This is a genomic window from Nocardiopsis moroccensis (assembly GCF_055763695.1).
Window position 1 is genome coordinate 2,795,364 of the sequence record NZ_CP199747.1, and the last position, 17,626, is coordinate 2,812,989.

Annotated in this window: 13 protein-coding genes; 4 read left to right on the plus strand and 9 right to left on the minus strand. The window is 71.5% G+C overall.

Annotated elements, in window-relative coordinates:
- Nucleotides 1-62: 62 nt before the first annotated feature.
- A complete protein-coding gene (locus tag ACUKCB_RS12400; RefSeq protein WP_473040648.1) occupies nt 63-641 on the minus strand; it encodes a TetR/AcrR family transcriptional regulator in 579 nt (192 codons plus the stop codon).
- Nucleotides 642-758: 117 nt separating this feature from the next.
- Between ACUKCB_RS12400 and ACUKCB_RS12405 the strand changes: the two genes are divergently transcribed.
- Nucleotides 759-1,367 (plus strand): dihydrofolate reductase family protein, encoded by a 609-nt coding sequence (locus tag ACUKCB_RS12405; protein ID WP_473040649.1) that lies wholly within the window; start codon nt 759-761, stop codon nt 1,365-1,367.
- 105 nt (nt 1,368-1,472) lie between these two features.
- Here the strand turns inward: ACUKCB_RS12405 and ACUKCB_RS12410 are convergent, their stop codons facing one another.
- Nucleotides 1,473-3,248, minus strand: coding sequence for an NAD+ synthase (locus tag ACUKCB_RS12410; RefSeq protein ID WP_473040650.1), 1,776 nt, complete (start codon nt 3,246-3,248; stop codon nt 1,473-1,475).
- A 274-nt stretch (nt 3,249-3,522) separates the two neighbouring features.
- On the opposite strand from ACUKCB_RS12410, the gene ACUKCB_RS12415 reads away from it, so the two are divergent.
- Complete coding sequence (locus tag ACUKCB_RS12415; protein WP_191273394.1) at nt 3,523-4,884, plus strand: glutamine synthetase family protein; 1,362 nt, start codon at nt 3,523-3,525, stop codon at nt 4,882-4,884.
- Between the two features lie 80 nt (nt 4,885-4,964).
- Here the strand turns inward: ACUKCB_RS12415 and ACUKCB_RS12420 are convergent, their stop codons facing one another.
- From ACUKCB_RS12420 to ACUKCB_RS12430, 3 genes are all read right to left on the minus strand, one after another.
- On the minus strand, nt 4,965-7,850 hold the full coding sequence (locus ACUKCB_RS12420) for a helix-turn-helix transcriptional regulator (protein WP_473040651.1): 2,886 nt from the start codon (nt 7,848-7,850) through the stop codon (nt 4,965-4,967).
- Between the two features lie 205 nt (nt 7,851-8,055).
- Nucleotides 8,056-8,304, minus strand: a complete 249-nt coding sequence (locus tag ACUKCB_RS12425) for a DUF397 domain-containing protein (RefSeq protein WP_473040652.1) — start codon at nt 8,302-8,304, stop codon at nt 8,056-8,058.
- Nucleotides 8,297-9,079: a Scr1 family TA system antitoxin-like transcriptional regulator gene (locus ACUKCB_RS12430; RefSeq protein WP_473040653.1), complete on the minus strand. Its 783-nt coding sequence runs from the start codon at nt 9,077-9,079 to the stop codon at nt 8,297-8,299. The genes ACUKCB_RS12425 and ACUKCB_RS12430 overlap by 8 nt, the downstream gene beginning before the upstream one ends.
- A gap of 85 nt (nt 9,080-9,164) precedes the next feature.
- Here ACUKCB_RS12430 and ACUKCB_RS12435 point away from each other — a divergent pair, with 85 nt between their 5' ends.
- Both ACUKCB_RS12435 and ACUKCB_RS12440 read left to right on the plus strand, forming a co-directional pair.
- Nucleotides 9,165-9,515 carry a hypothetical protein gene (locus ACUKCB_RS12435; protein ID WP_473040654.1) on the plus strand — a complete coding sequence of 117 codons (351 nt, stop codon included), beginning with the start codon at nt 9,165-9,167 and terminating at the stop codon, nt 9,513-9,515.
- Nucleotides 9,516-9,680: 165 nt separating this feature from the next.
- A complete protein-coding gene (locus ACUKCB_RS12440) occupies nt 9,681-10,208 on the plus strand; it encodes a hypothetical protein (RefSeq protein ID WP_473040655.1) in 528 nt (175 codons plus the stop codon).
- A 35-nt stretch (nt 10,209-10,243) separates the two neighbouring features.
- Here ACUKCB_RS12440 and ACUKCB_RS12445 read toward each other — a convergent pair whose 3' ends face one another.
- The 4 genes from ACUKCB_RS12445 to ACUKCB_RS12460 all read right to left on the minus strand — a co-directional run bounded on the left by ACUKCB_RS12445 (nt 10,244) and on the right by ACUKCB_RS12460 (nt 17,099).
- The gene (locus ACUKCB_RS12445; RefSeq protein ID WP_473040656.1) at nt 10,244-13,183 is read right to left on the minus strand and encodes a helix-turn-helix transcriptional regulator; all 2,940 of its coding nucleotides are present in this window, start codon (nt 13,181-13,183) and stop codon (nt 10,244-10,246) included.
- A gap of 146 nt (nt 13,184-13,329) precedes the next feature.
- A complete protein-coding gene (locus tag ACUKCB_RS12450) occupies nt 13,330-14,547 on the minus strand; it encodes a globin domain-containing protein (RefSeq protein ID WP_473040657.1) in 1,218 nt (405 codons plus the stop codon).
- A 221-nt stretch (nt 14,548-14,768) separates the two neighbouring features.
- Entirely contained in the window at nt 14,769-15,215 is a 447-nt protein-coding gene (locus tag ACUKCB_RS12455; RefSeq protein ID WP_473040658.1) for an RrF2 family transcriptional regulator, read from the minus strand.
- 288 nt (nt 15,216-15,503) lie between these two features.
- Complete coding sequence (locus tag ACUKCB_RS12460) at nt 15,504-17,099, minus strand: MFS transporter (RefSeq protein ID WP_473040659.1); 1,596 nt, start codon at nt 17,097-17,099, stop codon at nt 15,504-15,506.
- Nucleotides 17,100-17,626: the final 527 nt, after the last annotated feature.

Genomic DNA, 17,626 nt, shown 5'->3' on the forward strand with positions numbered 1-17,626 from the left:
GGGGCTGGGACGGGTCCCGGCGGACGCGGCCTCCCTGTCCGGGACGGTTCCGGGGCCGGGGCTCAGTGCTCGGGGACGACGTGTTCCACCACCTTGGCGACCAGCTCGTCCAGGGACCCCTCCGCGGCGAGGACGCCGGGGAGGGTGAGGTGGTCGGCGACCAGCCGGTTCAGGGCCAGGTAGAGCACGAGGACGGTGTCGCGGCCTCCGGGCATGGCCGCCTTCTCGTGGGAGGTGATGTTGGCGTCCAGGTCGGCTCGGACGCGTTCGGTGATGTTCCGGCGCAGTTCGGGGCGGCGGGTGGCCTCCAGCTGGAGTTCCAGGGTGGCCAGGTAGACGTTCGGGTCGGCGGCCAGGCGGGTGACCGTGGCGCGCATGAGCTCCACGAGCTTGGCGCGGTCGCGGGGACCGGTGAACACGTCGTCCCACTCGGCCTGGTCGGGCGTGAAGCGTTCGTAGGTGCGCACGCTCGCCTGGGCGAGCAGTTCCTCGCGGTTGGCGAAGTAGTTGGAGGCGGTGCCCGCGGGGACCCCCGCCCGGGTGTCGACCGCGCGGAAGGTGAGCCCGCGGGCGCCCTCCTCGGCGAGCACGTCGATGGCGGCGTCCAGCAGCGCGGCGCGGCGCTCCGGGTTCCTGACCATGGTCCTCTCCTGTTCTCCGGAAAACCCTTGGCAAACCACTACGCTTGAAGTACTTTACTCGTAGTACTCCAAACATAGTGGTCAACTGGACGCGGGGACACCCCGCCAAGGAGATGCATGCGAAACCTCACCTACTTCGTCGCCGTCTCGCTCGACGGCTACGTCTGCGCGCCCGACGGCTCCTTCGACTTCCTCACCCCGGGCGGGGACGGCGGGGAGCTCGGGGAGACCGGCGAGTTCCACGCCAACGAGTACCCGGAACTGCTGCCCAGCCACGTCCGCGCCCACCTGGGGCTGGACGTGCCCAACAGGCACTACGACACCATGCTCCAGGGCCGGGGCTCCTACCAGGTCGCCCTGGACCTGGGCGTCACGAGCCCCTACGCGCACATGCGCGAGTACGTGTTCTCCCGCACCCTGCCCGCCGACACCGACCCGAACGTGACGGTCGTGGCCACCGACCCCCTGGAGACCGTCCGCGAACTCAAGGGGGAGGACGGCCCCCTGGGCGTCTGCATGGTCGGCGGACCGGCCATCGCCGGGTACCTGCTGCCGGAGATCGACGAACTCATGATCAAGCGCTACCCGGTGGTGGCCGGGTCCGGGAGGACGTTCTTCGAGGGAGCGGCGTTCGACCCGGCCGCCTTCGAGCGGGTGCAGGGCACCGTCTTCGGGGGCGGAGCGGACTACACGCTGTTCCGGCGCAGCACGGCCGGTGCGAGGTGAGCGGACCGGCCGGGGACCGCCCCTCGCACCCGCCCCCGGCGGAGGGTCTGACCACCCACGGTTGGTCAGACCGTCCAACGGTTGGTCAGACCGTCCAACGGTTGGTCAGACCGTCCAACGGTTGGTGATGGGCACCCGGCGGTCCCGGCTGAGGTTGCGGGAGCTGATCTTGGTACCGGGCGCGGACTGGCGGCGCTTGAACTCGGCCCGGTCCACCAGGCGGATCACCCGGCGCACGAGGTCGGGGTCGTAGCCGGCGAACACGAGTTCCGCCTCACCGCGGTCGGTGCCCACGTAGGCGGCCAGGACCGAGTCCAGGAGCGCGTAGTCGGGCAGGGAGTCCGCGTCGGTCTGGTCGGGGCTCAGTTCGGCGCTGGGCGGTTTGCTGATCGAGTTCTCCGGGATCGGCGGGGTCTGGCCCAGCCGCTCCGCCTCGGCGTTGCGCCAGCGCGACAGCTCCCACACCAGGGTCTTCCAGCAGTCCTTGATCGGGGCGAAGCCGCCCACGGAGTCGCCGTAGAGGGTGGAGTAGCCGGTGGCCGCCTCGCTCTTGTTCCCGGTGGCCAGCACCAGGTGCCCCTCCTGGTTGGACAGCGCCATGAGCAGCGTGCCGCGCACCCGGGCCTGCAGGTTCTCCGCCGCCAGCCCGCTCAGGGCGGCGTCCGCGGAGGCGGCGGCCTGCTCGAAGGCCTCGACCGCGGGGGCGATCGGGACCGTGCGGGCGGCGAACCCCTGCCGCTGGGCGAGGTCCTCGGCGTCGGCCACCGAGTGCGCGCTGGAGTACTCGCCGGGCAGCAGGACGCCGTGTACCCGGTCGGGGCCCAGCGCGTCCACCGCGATGGTCGCGACCAGCGCCGAGTCGATCCCCCCGGAGATCCCCAGGACCACCGAGGCGAAACCGTTCTTGGCCGCGTAGTCGCGCAGCCCCACGACCAGGGCCCGGTAGACCTCCCCGGTGTCGGACAGCGGGTCCGGGCGCGGCGTGACGGTGTTGGCCCCGGGCTCGTAGGCGGGCACCGGGTCGGCGGACAGCGTGCGCCGGACAATCCGTATCCCGTCGACCACGTCCCCGTCCCGGGCGCCCCGCTCCCCGTCCGCCGCGGCCGGGTCCAGGTCGGCCAGGAGCAGGTCCTCCTCGAACTGCGGCGCGCGGGCCACCAGCTCGCCCTCGGAGTCCACCACCAGGGAGTCGCCCTCGAAGACCAGCTCGTCCTGCCCGCCGACCATGTTCACGTACGCCAGGGCGGCGCCGATCTCGCGGGCGCGGAGCGAGCACAGTTCGAGGCGCACGTCGTCCTTGTGCCGCTCGTACGGCGACCCGTTCAGGGTGACGAGCAGGCCGACCCGGGCGGCGCGGGCCGCGGTGACCGGACCGCCGTCCTGCCACAGGTCCTCGCAGACAGCCAGGGCCACGTCGACGCCGCGCACCCGGATCACCGGCAGGGTGTCGCCGGGCACGAAGTTGCGGTACTCGTCGAAGACCCCGTAGTTGGGCAGGTGGTGTTTGGCGGAGGTGAGCTCGACCCCGCCCCGCAGCAGCACGGCGACCGCGTTCTGCGGCGCCCCGGAGGGCTGGCCGTACCGCTCACCCGGGCCCTCCCTGCGGGAGAGGAACCCCACCACGACGGGCAGGTCGCCCAACCCCTCGGCGTCGAGGTCGGCGGCCAGGGCGCGGGTGGCCCGGACCGACGCCGACACGAAGGAGTCCCGCAGGGCCAGGTCCTCGACCGGGTACCCGGTGACGACCATCTCCGGGAGCACCACCAGGTGCGCGCCCTTCTCCGCGGCCCGGCGGGCCGCGCCGACCACGGTTCGCCGGTTTCCCTCCAGGTCACCCACGGTGGGGTTGACCTGGGCCAGTGCGATTCTCAGCTGTGCCACGGGACCGAGCCTAACGGCCGGATGTTTCCGCCCCGGGTCGCGCCCGGCCGTGCCCGGTGGATCCGGGCCGTTCCTTGCGGCGGGAACGGCCCCGGACCCCCCGGGCTGAGGCCATAATGCGTGTAGGGGGAACGGACCGGGCAGGCTGGCTGGCGTGTGCGGAAATACCCTGGAAATATCCGCACGGCAGACTGGTCCTGGGACAACGTGTCCGGCTTGGCCCCGCAGAGCGTGGACCGGGACCGGGACCGACCGGCATCGAGGAAGGTTGATCGTGAATCGACAGCAGGAATTCGTGCTCCGCACGTTGGAGGAGCGCGACATCCGGTTCGTGCGGCTGTGGTTCACCGACGTGCTCGGGTACCTCAAGTCCGTGGCGGTGGCGCCCGCCGAACTGGAGGCGGCCTTCTCCGAGGGCATCGGGTTCGACGGTTCGGCCATCGAGGGGTTCGCCCGGGTCTACGAGGCCGACATGCTCGCCCAGCCCGACCCCTCCACCTTCCAGGTGCTGCCCTGGCGCAACGAGCCGCACGGCACCGCGCGGATGTACTGCGACATCCTGATGCCCGACGGCTCCCCCTCCCCCGCGGACCCCCGGCACGTGCTCAAGCGGCAGCTCAGCCGGGCCTCCGACCTCGGGTTCACGTTCTACACGCACCCCGAGATCGAGTTCTACCTGCTGAAGAAGTTCCCCGAGCACGGCGAGTTCCCCGAGCCGAACGACTCGGGCGGCTACTTCGACCACACACCGCACAACAGTGCGCACGACTTCCGGCGCAACGCGATCAACATGCTCGAGGCCATGGGCATCTCGGTGGAGTTCAGCCACCACGAGGGCGGCCCCGGTCAGCAGGAGATCGACCTGCGCTACGCGGACGCGCTCACCACCGCCGACAACATCATGACCTTCCGGCTCGTGATGAAGGAGGTGGCGATGGAGCAGGGCGTGTACGCGACGTTCATGCCCAAGCCCTTCACCCAGTACCCCGGGTCGGGCATGCACACCCACCTGTCGCTGTTCGAGGGCGACCGCAACGCCTTCTACGAGCCCGGCGCCGAGTACCAGCTGTCCAAGGTGGGACGCGGGTTCATCGCGGGCCTGCTGCGGCACGCCGACGAGATCGCCGCCGTCACCAACCAGTGGGTGAACTCCTACAAGCGCATCTGGGACGACCCGGCCGCCTCTGCGGGCATGGGCGGTGAGGCCCCCGCCTACATCTGCTGGGGCCACAACAACCGGTCCGCGCTGGTCCGGGTGCCGATGTACAAGCCCGGCAAGTCGAACTCCAGCCGGATCGAGATCCGTTCGCTGGACAGCGCCGCCAACCCGTACCTGGCCTACGCGGTGATCCTGGCCGCCGGCCTCAAGGGCATCGAGGAGGGCTACGAGCTGCCCCCGGGCGCCGAGGACGACGTGTGGGCGCTGACCGACGCCGAGCGGCGCGCGCTGGGCATCAAGCCGCTGCCGCAGAGCCTGGACGAGGCCCTGCGCCTGATGGAGAACAGCGAGCTGGTCGCCGAGACCCTGGGCGAGCACGTGTTCGACTTCTTCCTGCGCAACAAGAAGGCGGAGTGGAACTCCTACCGCCGCCAGGTCACCCCCTACGAGCTGCAGCGGTACCTGCCCACGCTCTAGCCCCGGGGAGCGGGCCGGCCCCCTGTCCTTCCGGCCCGCCGGGCCGCTGCCCGGCGGGCCGGGAGCCGCCGGTCCGAGGGCTACACCAGCCCGAGCTCGCGGGCCCTGGCGACGGCGGCGGTCCGGTTGCCGACCCCGAGCTTGCCCATCAGGTTGCTCAGGTGCACGCTCACCGTCTTCGCGGAGATGAACAGCGCCTGGCCCACCTCCCGGTTGGACAGGCCCTCGGCCACCTCGGCCAGGACCTCCAGTTCGCGCCGGGTCAGTCCGGCGGGCAGCACGGCAGTGGCCTTCGGCACCGGGTCGGCAGGGAGAACCTCACGCATCTGTGCCACCTCCTGACGGACGACGTGGACGTCGAGCTCGGTGAGCAGTGCCTCGGCCTGGTCCAGCAGTGCGCGGGCGCGCTCCGCCTCACCCGCCCCGTGGGCGGCCCAGAAGGCCCCGTAGAGGCATTCACTCCGAACGGTGCCCTTGGCCCTGGCGGCCAGCGGCAGTGCCCGGTCCCAGTGGGCCAGGGCCCGGGCGGGGTCCTCCTCCAGGAAGCCCCTGCCGGCGTGGCGTGCCAGCTCCCCCATCGGGGATACCGGCCAGTCCTCGCGCGCCAGCAGCCCCAGCAGGACCCCGGCCAGCTCCTCGGCGAGCTCGCGGTCCCCGGGGGCGGCCCGCCGCCGCAGCCGCCAGGCCACCCTCGCCATGGTGGGCAGTCCGCCGGCGCTGAACCGGACCTGGGAGAGCATGCCGATGTCGGCCTCCCCCGCGAGCACCAGCCGGGCCGCCTCGGCCAGCCGGTCGCCCGGTCCGTGCAGCAGCAGAAGGATCCGCGTGTGGTACTCCGGCATGTACTCCACCGAGGACGTGGTGTCCCGGGGCAGCAGCCGGGCGAACTCCTCCAGTGCGCGCCGACTGGCCTCCCACTCGCCCTCCAAGGCTGCGAGTTGGGCGAGCAGGGCCTGTCGGCGCCCGCCGACGAGGTCCTGTGCGGCGGGGGCCGCGAGCAGTTTCGCCCGGGCCTGGTCGAACCGACCCAGACTGTCGAGGGCGCTGGCCATCCCGTTGACGTACCCGGCGCCCTGGGTACGCAGCAGTCCGAGTTCGGCGCAGCGGTCCAGTGCCTCCTGCGCGCAGGCCAGCCACTCCTCGAACTCGAACCGGCTGGCGTGGTTGCTGCCCAGGTTGTTGAGTCCGCGCATCTCCACCTGGACCTCGCCCAGCTCCCGGGCGATCCGAATGCCCTCGCGCAGCATCTCCAGGGGCTCCTCGGAGCCGGTGACGTCGAGCAGGCTGCCCAGGGTGATGAGCGCGTCGGCCTCGCTGGCCCGGTCGCCGCAGGCGCGGGCCTCCTCGATGGCGGCGCGGGAGACCTGCTCCGCCTCGGCGTCGCGGCCCCGCAGCATCAGCACCGAACCGGTGGTGGCGCTCACCGCGGCCCGTTCGGGGTGGCCCTCGGGCAGGAGTCCGGCGGCGGTGCGCAGGTCGTCCAGCGCGGAGAGGCGGCCCAGGTCCTTGTAGGCCAGGGCGCGGGCCACCAGCAGACGGGCGGTCAGCTCGGGGACCGCCTCCGGGTCGAGGTCGGCCAGGGCCTCGGTGGCGTGCTCGACCGACCGGCGCAGACCGCCCGCGATCTGCGCGGCCAGGCTGACCCGCAACAGGAGTTCGCCATGGGAGAGCCCCAGCCGGTCGGCGGCGTCGGGCACCAGCTCCCACAGCTCCAGGACCCGTTCGAGCAGCTCCAGGTGCTCGGGGTGGGCCGCGGTGACGGCGGCGTGCCCGGCCGCCTCCCAGGCGGCGGTGAGCGCGCGCGGATGGTCGTGCGCGGCGTAGGCGTGGTGGGCGAGCCGGGCGACGGTCCCGGCACGGGGCAGGCCCGGGACCCCGGCGTCCAGGGCCTGGGCGTAGCGGCGGTGGGCGCGTACCCGCTGTCCGGGCAGCAGGTCGCCCTTGACGGCCTCGGCGAGCAGGGCGTGCCGGAACACGTATCCGGTGTCCGTGGCGCGCAGCACCTGGGCGTCGACGGATTCGCGGAGTGCCTCGTCCAGGTCGTCCTCGCCGATCCCCGAGGCCTCGGCCACCTCGGCGAGCAGGCCGTGGTCGACGCGGTCCCCGGCCACCGCGGCCAGGCCCAGGACCTTGCGGGCGGTGGCGGTGAGGGGGTCGACGCGGCGCATGAGGAGTTCGCGCGGGCCGTCGGGCACCGTGCCGCCGTCCGGCACGGTGAGGAAGGACTCGACGAACAGGGGGTTGCCGCCGCTGCGTTCGACGAGCAGGTCCAGGGCGGCCGGGTCCAGGGCGGTGCCGCGCAGGGCGGCGGCCTGTTCGGCGACGGCCTCCCTGGAGAGCGGTTCGAGGTCGAGGCGCGTCACCCGGGACAGCCGTTCCAGCTCCGGGAGCAGGGGCCGCAGCGGGTGGGTGCGGTGCAGGTCGTCGGTACGCACCGAGACCACCAGGTGGACCGGGGCGGCGCCGAGGTTGCGCAGCAGGAAGACCAGGAGGTCGCGGGTGGAGGCGTCCGACCAGTGCAGGTCCTCGACGACCAGGCTGAGCCCGCCGGGGGCAGCCCGTTCCTCCAGGAAGGTCAGGACCGCCTCGAACAGGCGGGCCCGGCCGTTGTCGTCGGTTCCCGGGGCCGGGGTGGATTCTCGACCGGGACCGGGGAGGAGGCGGGCGAGTTCACCGCCGGGCTCTGCGGCGCCGCCGTCAGCGCGGGCGAGTTGGCGCAGGAGTGCGGTGAAGGGGGCGAAGGCGATGCCCTCGGTGCCCAGTTCCAAGCAGCCGCCCAGGGCCGCCTGCCGCAGCGGCGTGCGGTCCAGGTACTCCTCCAGGAGCCGGGACTTGCCGATCCCGGCGTCGCCGCAGAGCAGGACCGCCCTGGATTCGCCCGTGCGCGCTCGAGTGGCGTCGGAGAGGAGGCGGTCGAGGTGCTGCTGACGGCCGACGAGGGCGGGGAGAGGATCGTGGACCTGCATACGGCCAAGTATGTCCGGCTGATCCCGGTCCGGCAGCCGGATTTCGGGCCGGAACCGGCCGGTTCGCCGGGTCTGCGACAGCCCTCGCCGCCCTGGGTCGGGTGGTCAGTGGTCCCCGTGCTCGCTTGTCCTCACATCACCCGGGCCGGGACAGGAGAAAGGGCCCACCGGGCGGAGGTGGACCCTTGAAGGGGGAGGTCGGGGGTCAGCTGACCAGGGCGGAGAGCAGGCGCTCGGCGTCGAACTCCCCATCCTTGACACCCTCAACGAAGGCATCCCACTCAGCACGAGTGAAGACCAACGGCGCGGCATCAGGGTTCTTCGAGTCACGGACGACGAAGACCTCGCCATCAGCGCTCTTGTTCTCCACAACCACCTCGTGACCGGGAACGACAGCGACCTCCACGCACTGCCCCCCGTTCTGGGAGTACGTCGACCTGTGCCAGTCACTCATCACTGATCTCCTTCAGTCTGCGAAGGGTGTCGTCTACGGGGAGGGCACTACCTAGAGCGGTGCGCGCGAGGTCTTGCAACCGCTGAACACCACGGGCTTCGTTCACCACGATACTCCCGTTCGTATGCTCCGAAGTCGCCACCCGGGAGCCGTCCCTCAGCTTGTAGATCTGGAAGGGCGACGTCACTCCAGCAAGGATGCTGTTGGTCGGAACCATGTTGACCCTTACCCGGTCGGTCGACACCAGGTCTAACAGGTGAGCCGCCTGTTCTTTCCTCGCAGTAGCTGGAACCCCCGTAAGGCCCACCTCAGGGAAGGTCGCGAACACTCTCAGTCCCGGGTCCAAACGGGACAGCTGCGAGCAACGGATTTTTACCAGTTCATCGATGACCCCCATGGGGTCAGATGGCCTGCCCTCCGCCAAGGCATAACGCGCGTACAGCGGCGACTCCAGAATCGCGGGGACCAACACGGGTGTGACGACCTCGATCGTCACAGCTTGTCGAGATAGCTGATCATCATCACGCAACCACGGAGGTGCACCCGAAGTCTGTGTCACGTCCTGAAGAACCCGGAGCAGACCGCCCCGCGCTCCAAGAAGTTCGTCCAGTTTTTTCGCAGTTTCCTCATCTGGTGTCGTTCGACCGTTTTCCCAGTTAGAAGCGGCTGAGGGAACGTAGCCGACATGGCTGGCGACCTGCGCTTGCGTGAGACCGTTCTGTTTACGCAAACGACGAAGCTCTCTTTGAAAGTCATTCACATGACACAGGATCACACACTTTCAACACGGGTGAGGAGTGTCTACTGAGAAACATTGTCATGCCCTAGGCGACAAAAGTCGTTGGGCTCAGCATGTGGTCATGGACGTTTTCGGACAGCGGCAGACGCAGACCACCCGGACCACTCAGAGCCAGAACACCGACCCTCGGGCGGAGGCCCTGCAGGCCTTCCATGAGATGCGGGGGCTGACCTTCACCGTCGAATGGCGGCGCTTCCCCTGGACCCGGGGCGCTGACCTCGAACGCGCGCTGGTCGGCCCCGCCTACCTGGGCAATGTCGCCCTGGGGCTGAAGGACCGCAGCCACTGGGTCTACCAGTCCCGGGACGGCCGTACCTGGCGCTACGTCCCCCGGTCCCAGGTCCGCCGCCTGGTACACGAAGTGGTCGAGGAATTCGCCGGGTTCGTCCCGCCCCTGCCCCGCAGGCCCTGACCTCTGACTGAAACACCCCGCTGATCCGGGAACACCCCCGGACAGCCCCTCGCCCCCCGGCAACCGGAGGCCCGCCCCGCACAGACATGCAGGGGCCTGACAACCGAAGCGGCCCGGCGGTGCTACCAACACCCCGGGCCCGGACAAGTGAAGGAACCACTTGCCATGACGTACGTTACCGCCGCTTTGTGCACCCTGGTGCGCCTGCTCCGCCCCTGTGGCGGGCTGCACGCCGACCCCTCCGGCTACCTGCGCACCTTGGCCGCCGAGTACCGGCGCCGCTCCCGCCGGGTCCGCCGCTACACCCTGCCCGAGCACATCCCCAGCCGCCCGGACGGCACCGTGCCGCGCACCAGCCCCATCCAGAGCGCGAGCACCGCGAGCAACACCGGACCCAAGCAGGTCACCGCCCAGGCCCCGGACCAGGCCGGCCCGTTCATCCCCCGCCCCCGCCGTCCCGTCGACGTCCAACACCCGACCCCGCTCCCGGCCGACCCCCGGACCACGCACCCGGCCCCGGACACGCCCCGGGCGCTGTTGCCCACCTTCCGCGTCTCCCACGGCCACACGCCCGTGCCGGAATCCTCCGCTGCCGCTGGCCGAGTCGACCTCGTGCGCACCTACTACCGCGCCCACGAACAGCACACCCGCGCCGCCCGAACCCGCACCGCCCGCGCCGGCCACCCCGTCTGACCTCTCCCGCCCCGGCCCGGGTCCCCGGCCCGCGCTCAGACCAGGCCCAGCTCACGCCCCTTGGCCGCGGCGGCGGTGCGGTTGCCGACCCCGAGCTTGCCCATCAGGTTGCTCAGGTGCACGCTCACCGTCTTGGCGGAGATGAACAGGACCTGGCCGATCTCGCGGTTGCTCAACCCCTTGGCCACCTGCGCCAGCACCTCCAGCTCCCGCCGGGTCAGTCCGTCGGGGAGGGTCGCCGGGACAGTGACGGCCTCCTTCAGGTCCGTGCGCATCCACCCGGCTTCCTGATCGAAGTTCCATGCGGTCCCCGGGCCGAGGGAGGTCTCGTAGCGTTCCAGCAGCGCCCGGGCCCGGCCGTGGTCGCCCAGGTCGAGGGCGGCGTGGAAGGCTCCCATCAGAGACCGCAACTGGAATCCCCGGTATCCGGCGCGTTCGGCGGTCTCCGCTGCCCCGACCAGGTGCTCCAGCATCTCCGCAGGGTCCTCGGACAAGAAACCCACAAGCACCCTGCGGCCCAGACACCCCATGGGAGAGATACGCCCTTGATCGTGGTCCAGATTGGCCCGTAGGTGAGCAGCGAGCTTCTCGGCCATCCGGAGCCCTTCGGGGTCACGCTGACGCCGGAGCCGGAACACCAGTACGCCGACCATGGCGAGCCCGTCGAGGGGGAACCGGCCGGGCTCCAGCATGCCGATGTCGTCGTGGGCGCGTTCGACCTCTCGGGCGGACTCAACCAACTCACCCCGGAAGATCAACAGGTGGGACCGGGCGTAGTAGTGGTTGAGGTACTCGACCGGGGAGGAGACGTCCCGGGGCATAATCCGGGTGAACGCCTCCAGCGCCTGCTCCGCCTGTGCCCAACGCCCCTGGAGCGCGCAGAACTGGGCCATCAGGTTCAGCCGGTGGGCCTCCTGGCGTGACTCACCGCGCGGCAGCCGGGCGAGCAGAGCCTCGGCCTCGTCGAGCCGCCCCATGTCGGTGAGCAGGGCCGCCATCGTCGCTCCGCAGCCGACCCCCTGGCTACGGGAGACCCCGAGCTCGGCGCAGCGCTCCACCCCTCGCTGGGCCGCACGGTAGGCCTCCGCCAACCGCAGTTCCTGATCCAGGTGAGCGGCCAGGTTGCGCCAGGCGCGCACCTCCATGCGCACCTGCCCGGTGCGCTGGGCGAGGTCGATCGCCCGGTGCAGCATCGCGGCGACGGCCTTCCCCGCACCGGGTTCCTCGTTCCTCTCCACACCGATCCCGGACCCACCACCGGCTCCTCGGCCACCGGCCGGGTCCTGTCCGATCCCCGAGGTCTCACCGAGCAGGTTGGCCAGGGTCATCAGCGCGTCCACCTCATTGACCTGGTCGCCCGTCCGCTGAGCCGCCGCGAGCGCCGCCCGGGCCACCTGTTCGGACTCCTCCTCGCGTCCCAGCCGCATCAGGACGGTGGCGCTGGCGGCGTCCAGTACGGGCCGCCGGAGGTGGTCGTGGCGCAGGTGTTCGGCGGCGGCCCTCAGGTCCTCCAGGGCGTCAACCCGGCCCTGATCGCTGCGGGCCCGGCCACGGGCCATGAGGAGTTCGCCGGTGAGGTCGGGTGCGGTGGCCGGATCAGTGGCGCGCAGTCCGGCGGTGGCGTGCGCGACGGCGCGGCGGGGGCTGCCGAAGACGTGCGCGGCCGTGCAGGCGCGGCGCAGGATCTCGCCGTGGGGCAGACCGAGGCGGTCGGCGGCGTCGGGCACCAGCTCCCAGAGCTCCAGCACCCGTTCGAGCAGGTCCAGGTGCTCGGGGTGTGCTGCGGTGACGGCGGCGTGCTCGGCTGCGGTCCAGGCTGCGGTCAGGGCCCTGGGGTGGTCGTGCACGGCGTGGGCGTGCCGGGCCAACTGGGCGGCGGTCTCACCGGGGACCCGGCCGGGGACGCCCTTTTCGAGGACGTCGGCGTAGCGGCGGTGGACTCGCACGCGTTCCCCGGGCAGCAGGTCGGCGTAGACGGCTTCAGCGAGCAGGGCGTGCCGGAACACGTAACCGTCCTCGGTGGCGCGCAGGACCCTGGCATCGATAGCCGGACGCAGGGCGGAGTCGAGTGCCCCCTCACTGATCCCGGAGTGTTCGGCCACCTCGGCGAGGACGCTGTGGTCGACCCGGTCCCCGGCAGCCGAGGCCAGGCCCAGGACGGCGCGGGTGGTCTCGGGCAGGGGGTCGACGCCGCGCAGCAGGAGTTCGCGTGGACCGTCAGGGAGAGCGGTGTCCAGGGGGCCGGGGTCAGCGAGTAGGGACTCGACGAACAGCGGGTTGCCGCCACTGCGGGCGTGCAGGAGGTCGGGGTCGGCCTGTCGGCCCAGAGCGGCGGCCTGTTCGGCCACTTCGTCCCGGGAGAACGGTCCCAGGTCGAGACGGCGGACCCCGGGCAGGCGTTCGACTTCGGGTAGCAGGCGCCGCAGCGGGTGACTGCGGTGCAGGTCGTCGGTGCGCACGCTGATCAGGAGGTGGACGGGGGCCGCCTCCAGGTTGCGCAGCAGGAAGACGAGCAGGTCGCGGGTGGAGGCGTCGGCCCAGTGCAGGTCCTCGACGACCACGGCAAGGCCCTCAGGTCGGGCACGCTCCTCCAGGAAGGTGAGTACCGCCTCGAACAGGCGGGCGCGGCTCTCCTCGGTGGCCTCCGGGGCCGGGCCCAGGCCGGGGACCAGCCGGGCCAGTTCTCCCCCAACGGTGCCGCCGGGGGCTCCCTCGCGGACCAGGTGGCGCAGGACGGTGGTGAAGGGCGCGTAGGCGATGCCCTCGGTGCCCAGTTCCAGACAGCCGCCGACAACGGTGCGGGTCAGGGGTGTGCGGGCCAGGTACTCGGTGATGAGCCTGGTCTTGCCGATCCCGGCGTCGGCACACAGCACTGTGGTCTGCGGGGCCCCCTCCCTCGCGGTCCGGGCCGCGGACAGGAGTTGGTCCAGCTGCTGCTGACGGCCGATGAGGGAGGAGGGATCGTGGACCTGCATGCTGTCCAGTATGTCCGGAGCAACCGCCTGTGGCAGCAGGCTTTCGGGCCGGAACCGGCCGACTCGCCGAGCGGCGGACAGCCCCCGGAAGGGCGGCCGCCCCGGAAAACGGCCGGTTCCCGTCGAACCCTCCCCGGTGAACGCGGTCAGTCGTCGGCGCCGAGCCACAGGTCGGGGCCGAAGACCTCGTAGCGGACCGAGCGGGCGGGCACGCCCGCGCGCAGGAACTGGGCCCGGACGTCGCGCATGAACGGCAGCGGGCCGCACAGGTACACCTCGGCGCCCTCGGGCACCTCGACCCGGTCCAGGTCCATCGTCCCGGCGTGGTGGTCGCCGCCGGTGCCGTCGTCCCCGGGGCACCCCGCCTGGCAGTTCTCGTACCAGGTGTGGGCGGTGGCGCCGGGGAGCCGGTCGACCAGGGCGGCGATCTCCTCGCGGTGGGCGTGGTCCTCGGGGCCGCGGTCGGCGTGCAGCACCAGGACCGGGCGGGTGCTGCCCTGTTCGGCCAGGTGCTGGAGCATGGCGACCATCGGGGTGCAGCCGATCCCGGCCGAGGCCAGGACGAGCGGGTGGTCGCCGTCGGCCAGGGTGACGTCGCCCGCGGGGGTGGACACCATGAGGGTGTCGCCGGGGACGGCGGTGTCGTGCAGGAGGGTGGAGACCTCGCCGGCCGGGTGTTCGCCCGCGCGCAGCCGCTTGACGGTGATCCGGCGGCGGCTGCCGTCCCAGCCGGAGAGGGAGTACTGGCGGGCCTGGTGGAGGCCGTCGGGCAGTTGGACGCGCACGCTGACGTACTGGCCGGGCCGGAAGCCGGGTGCCGGTTCGTCGCCTCGGGGCTCCAGGGTGAGGGAGACGGTGTCGGGGGTCTGCGCGGAGCGGTCGGCCACCCGCCAGGGGCGCCACACGTCGCGGCCGGTGGTCCCGAACTCCTGGTAGAGGCGGGCCTCCATGGCGATGAGGCTTCCGGCCATCAGCCAGTAGACCTCGTCCCAGGCCGCGACGACGTCGGGGGTGGCGGCCTCGCCCAGGGTGTCGGCGATCGCGGCGAACAGGTACTTGTGCACGATCACGTACTGGTCCTCGGTGATGCCGAGGGAGACGTGCTTGTGCGCGATGCGCGACAGCAGGGCGTCGGGGCGCTCGTCCGGGTGCTCCAGGAGGGCGGTGGCGAAGCCTGCGATGGATCCGGCCAGGGCTCTGCGCTGTTCGCCGCTGGCCTGGTTGCCCCGGTTGAACAGCCCGTCCAGGAGCTCGGGGTGCTCGCCGAGCATCGTGTCGTAGAACCGGGCGGTGATGGCCTCCAGCGCACCCGCGACGGCGGGGATGGTGGCGCGGATCGTGGCTGCGGACTCGGTGGAGAGCACGCTTCCTCCTTCGTCGGGGCGGGGCCCGTGTCAGATAATTGGTATATGAAATGCATATTAAAACCGAGGCCCGAGATCCCCGCACCGGGGTGGGCTCAAACGCGAAAGGGCAGGTCAGCAGATCATTCGGGACACCAGAGGGGGAGACCCCGCCCCTGCCAGGGCGAGCACTCCGGCAGTCAGGGCGCGTTCAGACAGCGGCAGACAGCGGCAGGCAGCGGTCAGGCCGGAGGGGCGTCCTCACCGAGCACGATGAGGGTCTGCCGCGCGGGCGGGGACACCAGGGACTCCACACTCACCCCGTCCAGGGACACGTAGAAGGCCTCCCGGGCCTGGGCCAGCGCACCGCGCAGCCGACAGGCCGCGCGCAGCGGGCAGGGCGGGTCGTCCTCGCACCCGGCCAGGTCCCCGGCCCCCTCCAGTTCGCGGACGATCGCCCCCACCGAGGAGCGCCGTCCCGCCTCGGTCAGCAGCAGCCCGCCGCCGCGGCCCCGCCGCGCCTCCACCAGCCCCATCTCCGCCAGCCGCGCCACGGCCTTGGCCATGTGGGTGTAGGGCACGGCGAGCATCCCGGCGGCGGTGCGGGTAGTGAGGAGTTCGCCCTCCCCCGCCACCGCGAGCCGCATGACCAGGCGCAGGGAGACGTCGGTGAAGGCGGTCAGGCGCATGGACCCATGGTAGGTCCTGCGCCCGACCCCGGCCCCGGCTCCGGATGTCCCCAGCCCGGCGGTCGACACCTGGAGCTGTCACGGCCCCCTGTTCGAAGGTGATCTTGCTACCAGGGGCAAGTTCGGCGCCGAACTTGCCCCTGGTAGCAAGATCACGGGGAGACAGCGGTTTCGGGCAGTCGTGGCGCTCACCCTTCCCAGACCGTGTTCGTCAGGCGGACCGACGGTAGAACGTCCGGCCCCGGTCAACGGCAGAACGTCCGGCCCCTGACCGAACGCAGAGAGCGCCTAGCCCGTGGGGCGCTCCGACCCGCTCCCCTCGGCCTCGCGGCTCCCCCGATCCGGCCGGTGGACAGCGGCGTCCCGGGGCATCCACACCAGCACCACGACCAGCCCGACCACACCGAAGCACAGCGAGACCAGCGCCGCCAGGTGCAGCCCCGCCAGGAACGCCTCCTTGGCCGGGGCGACCAGGGCCTCTCCCTCCGCCCCCAGCCTCCGGGCCAGCGCCATGGTGCCCTCGATCGACTCACCGGCCGAGCGCAGCTCCCCCGGGCCCACGTCCTCGGACTCCTCCGCCACGGTGCGCAGGGTGGGCGCGATCCCCGCCCGGTAGTGGAAGGAGATCACCGCCCCCAGAACCGCCACGCCCATGGCGGTGGCGACCTGGCGGACCGTGTTCTGGACCGCCGAGGCGGCTCCGGCCTTGCCCGACGGGACCGACGACATGATCGCGTCGGTGGCCGGGGTGAGCACCACCGCCATCGCCGAGGTCTGGAGGAAGAAGAACCCGATGATGAGCGGCAGCGGGGTGTCCACCGCGATCTGCGTGTAGAAGACGAAGCTGCAGCAGACAGCGACGACCCCCGCCGCAGCGAGCGTGCGCGGGCCGAGCAGGCGCACCAGGGTGGGGCTGAGCGGGGCGAAGATCATCTGGCCCAGCGCGGCGGGCAGGACCAGCAGGCCCGCGAAGAACGGGGAGAACTCACGCACGCTCTGCCAGTAGAAGCTGAGGAAGAAGATGATCCCGGCCATGCTGAAGAACAACACCATGATCGTGGCGATGGAGACGCTGAACCGGGGGTCGCGGAAGAAGCGCACGTCCAGCGAGGGGTTCGGGGTACGCGACTCGTGGACCAGGAACAGCACGAGCACCGCCACCCCCAGCAGCAGCGAGCCGAACACGTCCCAGTCGGACAGCGAGGCCCGCTCCCCCGCCGTGATGATCCCGTAGATGATCAGCACCAGCCCCGGGATGGAGAGCAGGACGCCGACCACGTCGGGGCGCCCGGCGTCCTCGTCCCTGGACTCGGGGATGAGGAGGTACATCAGCGCCAGGCCGACGATCACGAAGGGCACGTTGACCAGGAAGATCGAACCCCACCAGAAGTTCTCCAGCAGCAGCCCGCCCGCTGACGGGCCGATCGCCATCGCCAGGCCGACCGCGCCGGCCCACAGCCCGATCGCCCGCCCGCGTTCCTCCGGCGGGAACACGTTGGTGATCACCGACAGGGTCTGCGGCATCACCATGGAGGCGCCGAAACCCATCACGGCACGCGCCCAGACGAGCTGTTCGGGGCTCTGCGAGTAGGCCGACAGCGCCGAGGCCGCGCCGAACACCACCAGCCCGGCCACGAGCAGCCGGCGTCTGCCCCACCGGTCGCCGAGCACACCGAAGGTGAACAGCAGCCCCGCGAAGACCAGCGTGTAGGAGTTGATCGCCCATGCGAGCTGCGACTGGCTGGCGCCCAGGCCGAGGACCGGATCGGAGAGGGTGCGCAGCGCTACGTTGAGGATGGTGTTGTCGGCCACGATCACCAACAGGCAGATGACGAGCACCGCCAACCCGCCCCACCTGCGCCGATACGCTGTCTGCTGGTCCACGGGAACACCTTCCGGTCCACGGCGCCCGGCCCGCGCGCCGGCCACACACCCGCGCGGCTGCCCTGGTCCCGGTGTCGGGGGCCGGTGCCGGTGTCATGCTAACCACCCGTCCGCCACCCCGAGGGAGGCAGCCGCTCCGGACGGGCTCCGGGGAACAGACGGGGGCGCGGCGGCGTTGACGTACGGTTCCGCTCCGCCACGGTAGGGCCGCACAGCACCTGTCGCGCACACCCGTCCCGCCCCTCCCGCAGGTGGCGTGTGCGGTGCCCGTGCCGGTGCGAACGAGTCCGTCCCCGGGGGCAGACGCCGGGACGGCAGCGTGCGATGATGCTTGCGTGCGGCCCCCGCACACCTGTTCCTCCCGCACCGGTTCCGCCGGGCGGCCCGGAACCGGACGCGGGGAACAACCCGCACGGCGACACCGTTCCCTCCGGGGAACCCGCGTGCGAGAGCACGTACGACAACTGTTTTCGTCCACAGGTCCGGGGACACCCCCAGCGGGTGCTTCGAGACAACGGAGGAAGAAA

Coding starts and splice junctions, on each gene's coding strand:
- ACUKCB_RS12400 (WP_473040648.1), bottom strand. CDS start 641: ATGGTCAGGAACCCGGAGCGCCGCGCCGCGCTGCTGGACGCCGCCATC.
- ACUKCB_RS12405 (WP_473040649.1), top strand. CDS start 759: ATGCGAAACCTCACCTACTTCGTCGCCGTCTCGCTCGACGGCTACGTC.
- ACUKCB_RS12420 (WP_473040651.1), bottom strand. CDS start 7,850: ATGCAGGTCCACGATCCTCTCCCCGCCCTCGTCGGCCGTCAGCAGCAC.
- ACUKCB_RS12425 (WP_473040652.1), bottom strand. CDS start 8,304: ATGAGTGACTGGCACAGGTCGACGTACTCCCAGAACGGGGGGCAGTGC.
- ACUKCB_RS12435 (WP_473040654.1), top strand. CDS start 9,165: ATGGACGTTTTCGGACAGCGGCAGACGCAGACCACCCGGACCACTCAG.
- ACUKCB_RS12440 (WP_473040655.1), top strand. CDS start 9,681: ATGACGTACGTTACCGCCGCTTTGTGCACCCTGGTGCGCCTGCTCCGC.
- ACUKCB_RS12445 (WP_473040656.1), bottom strand. CDS start 13,183: ATGCAGGTCCACGATCCCTCCTCCCTCATCGGCCGTCAGCAGCAGCTG.
- ACUKCB_RS12455 (WP_473040658.1), bottom strand. CDS start 15,215: ATGCGCCTGACCGCCTTCACCGACGTCTCCCTGCGCCTGGTCATGCGG.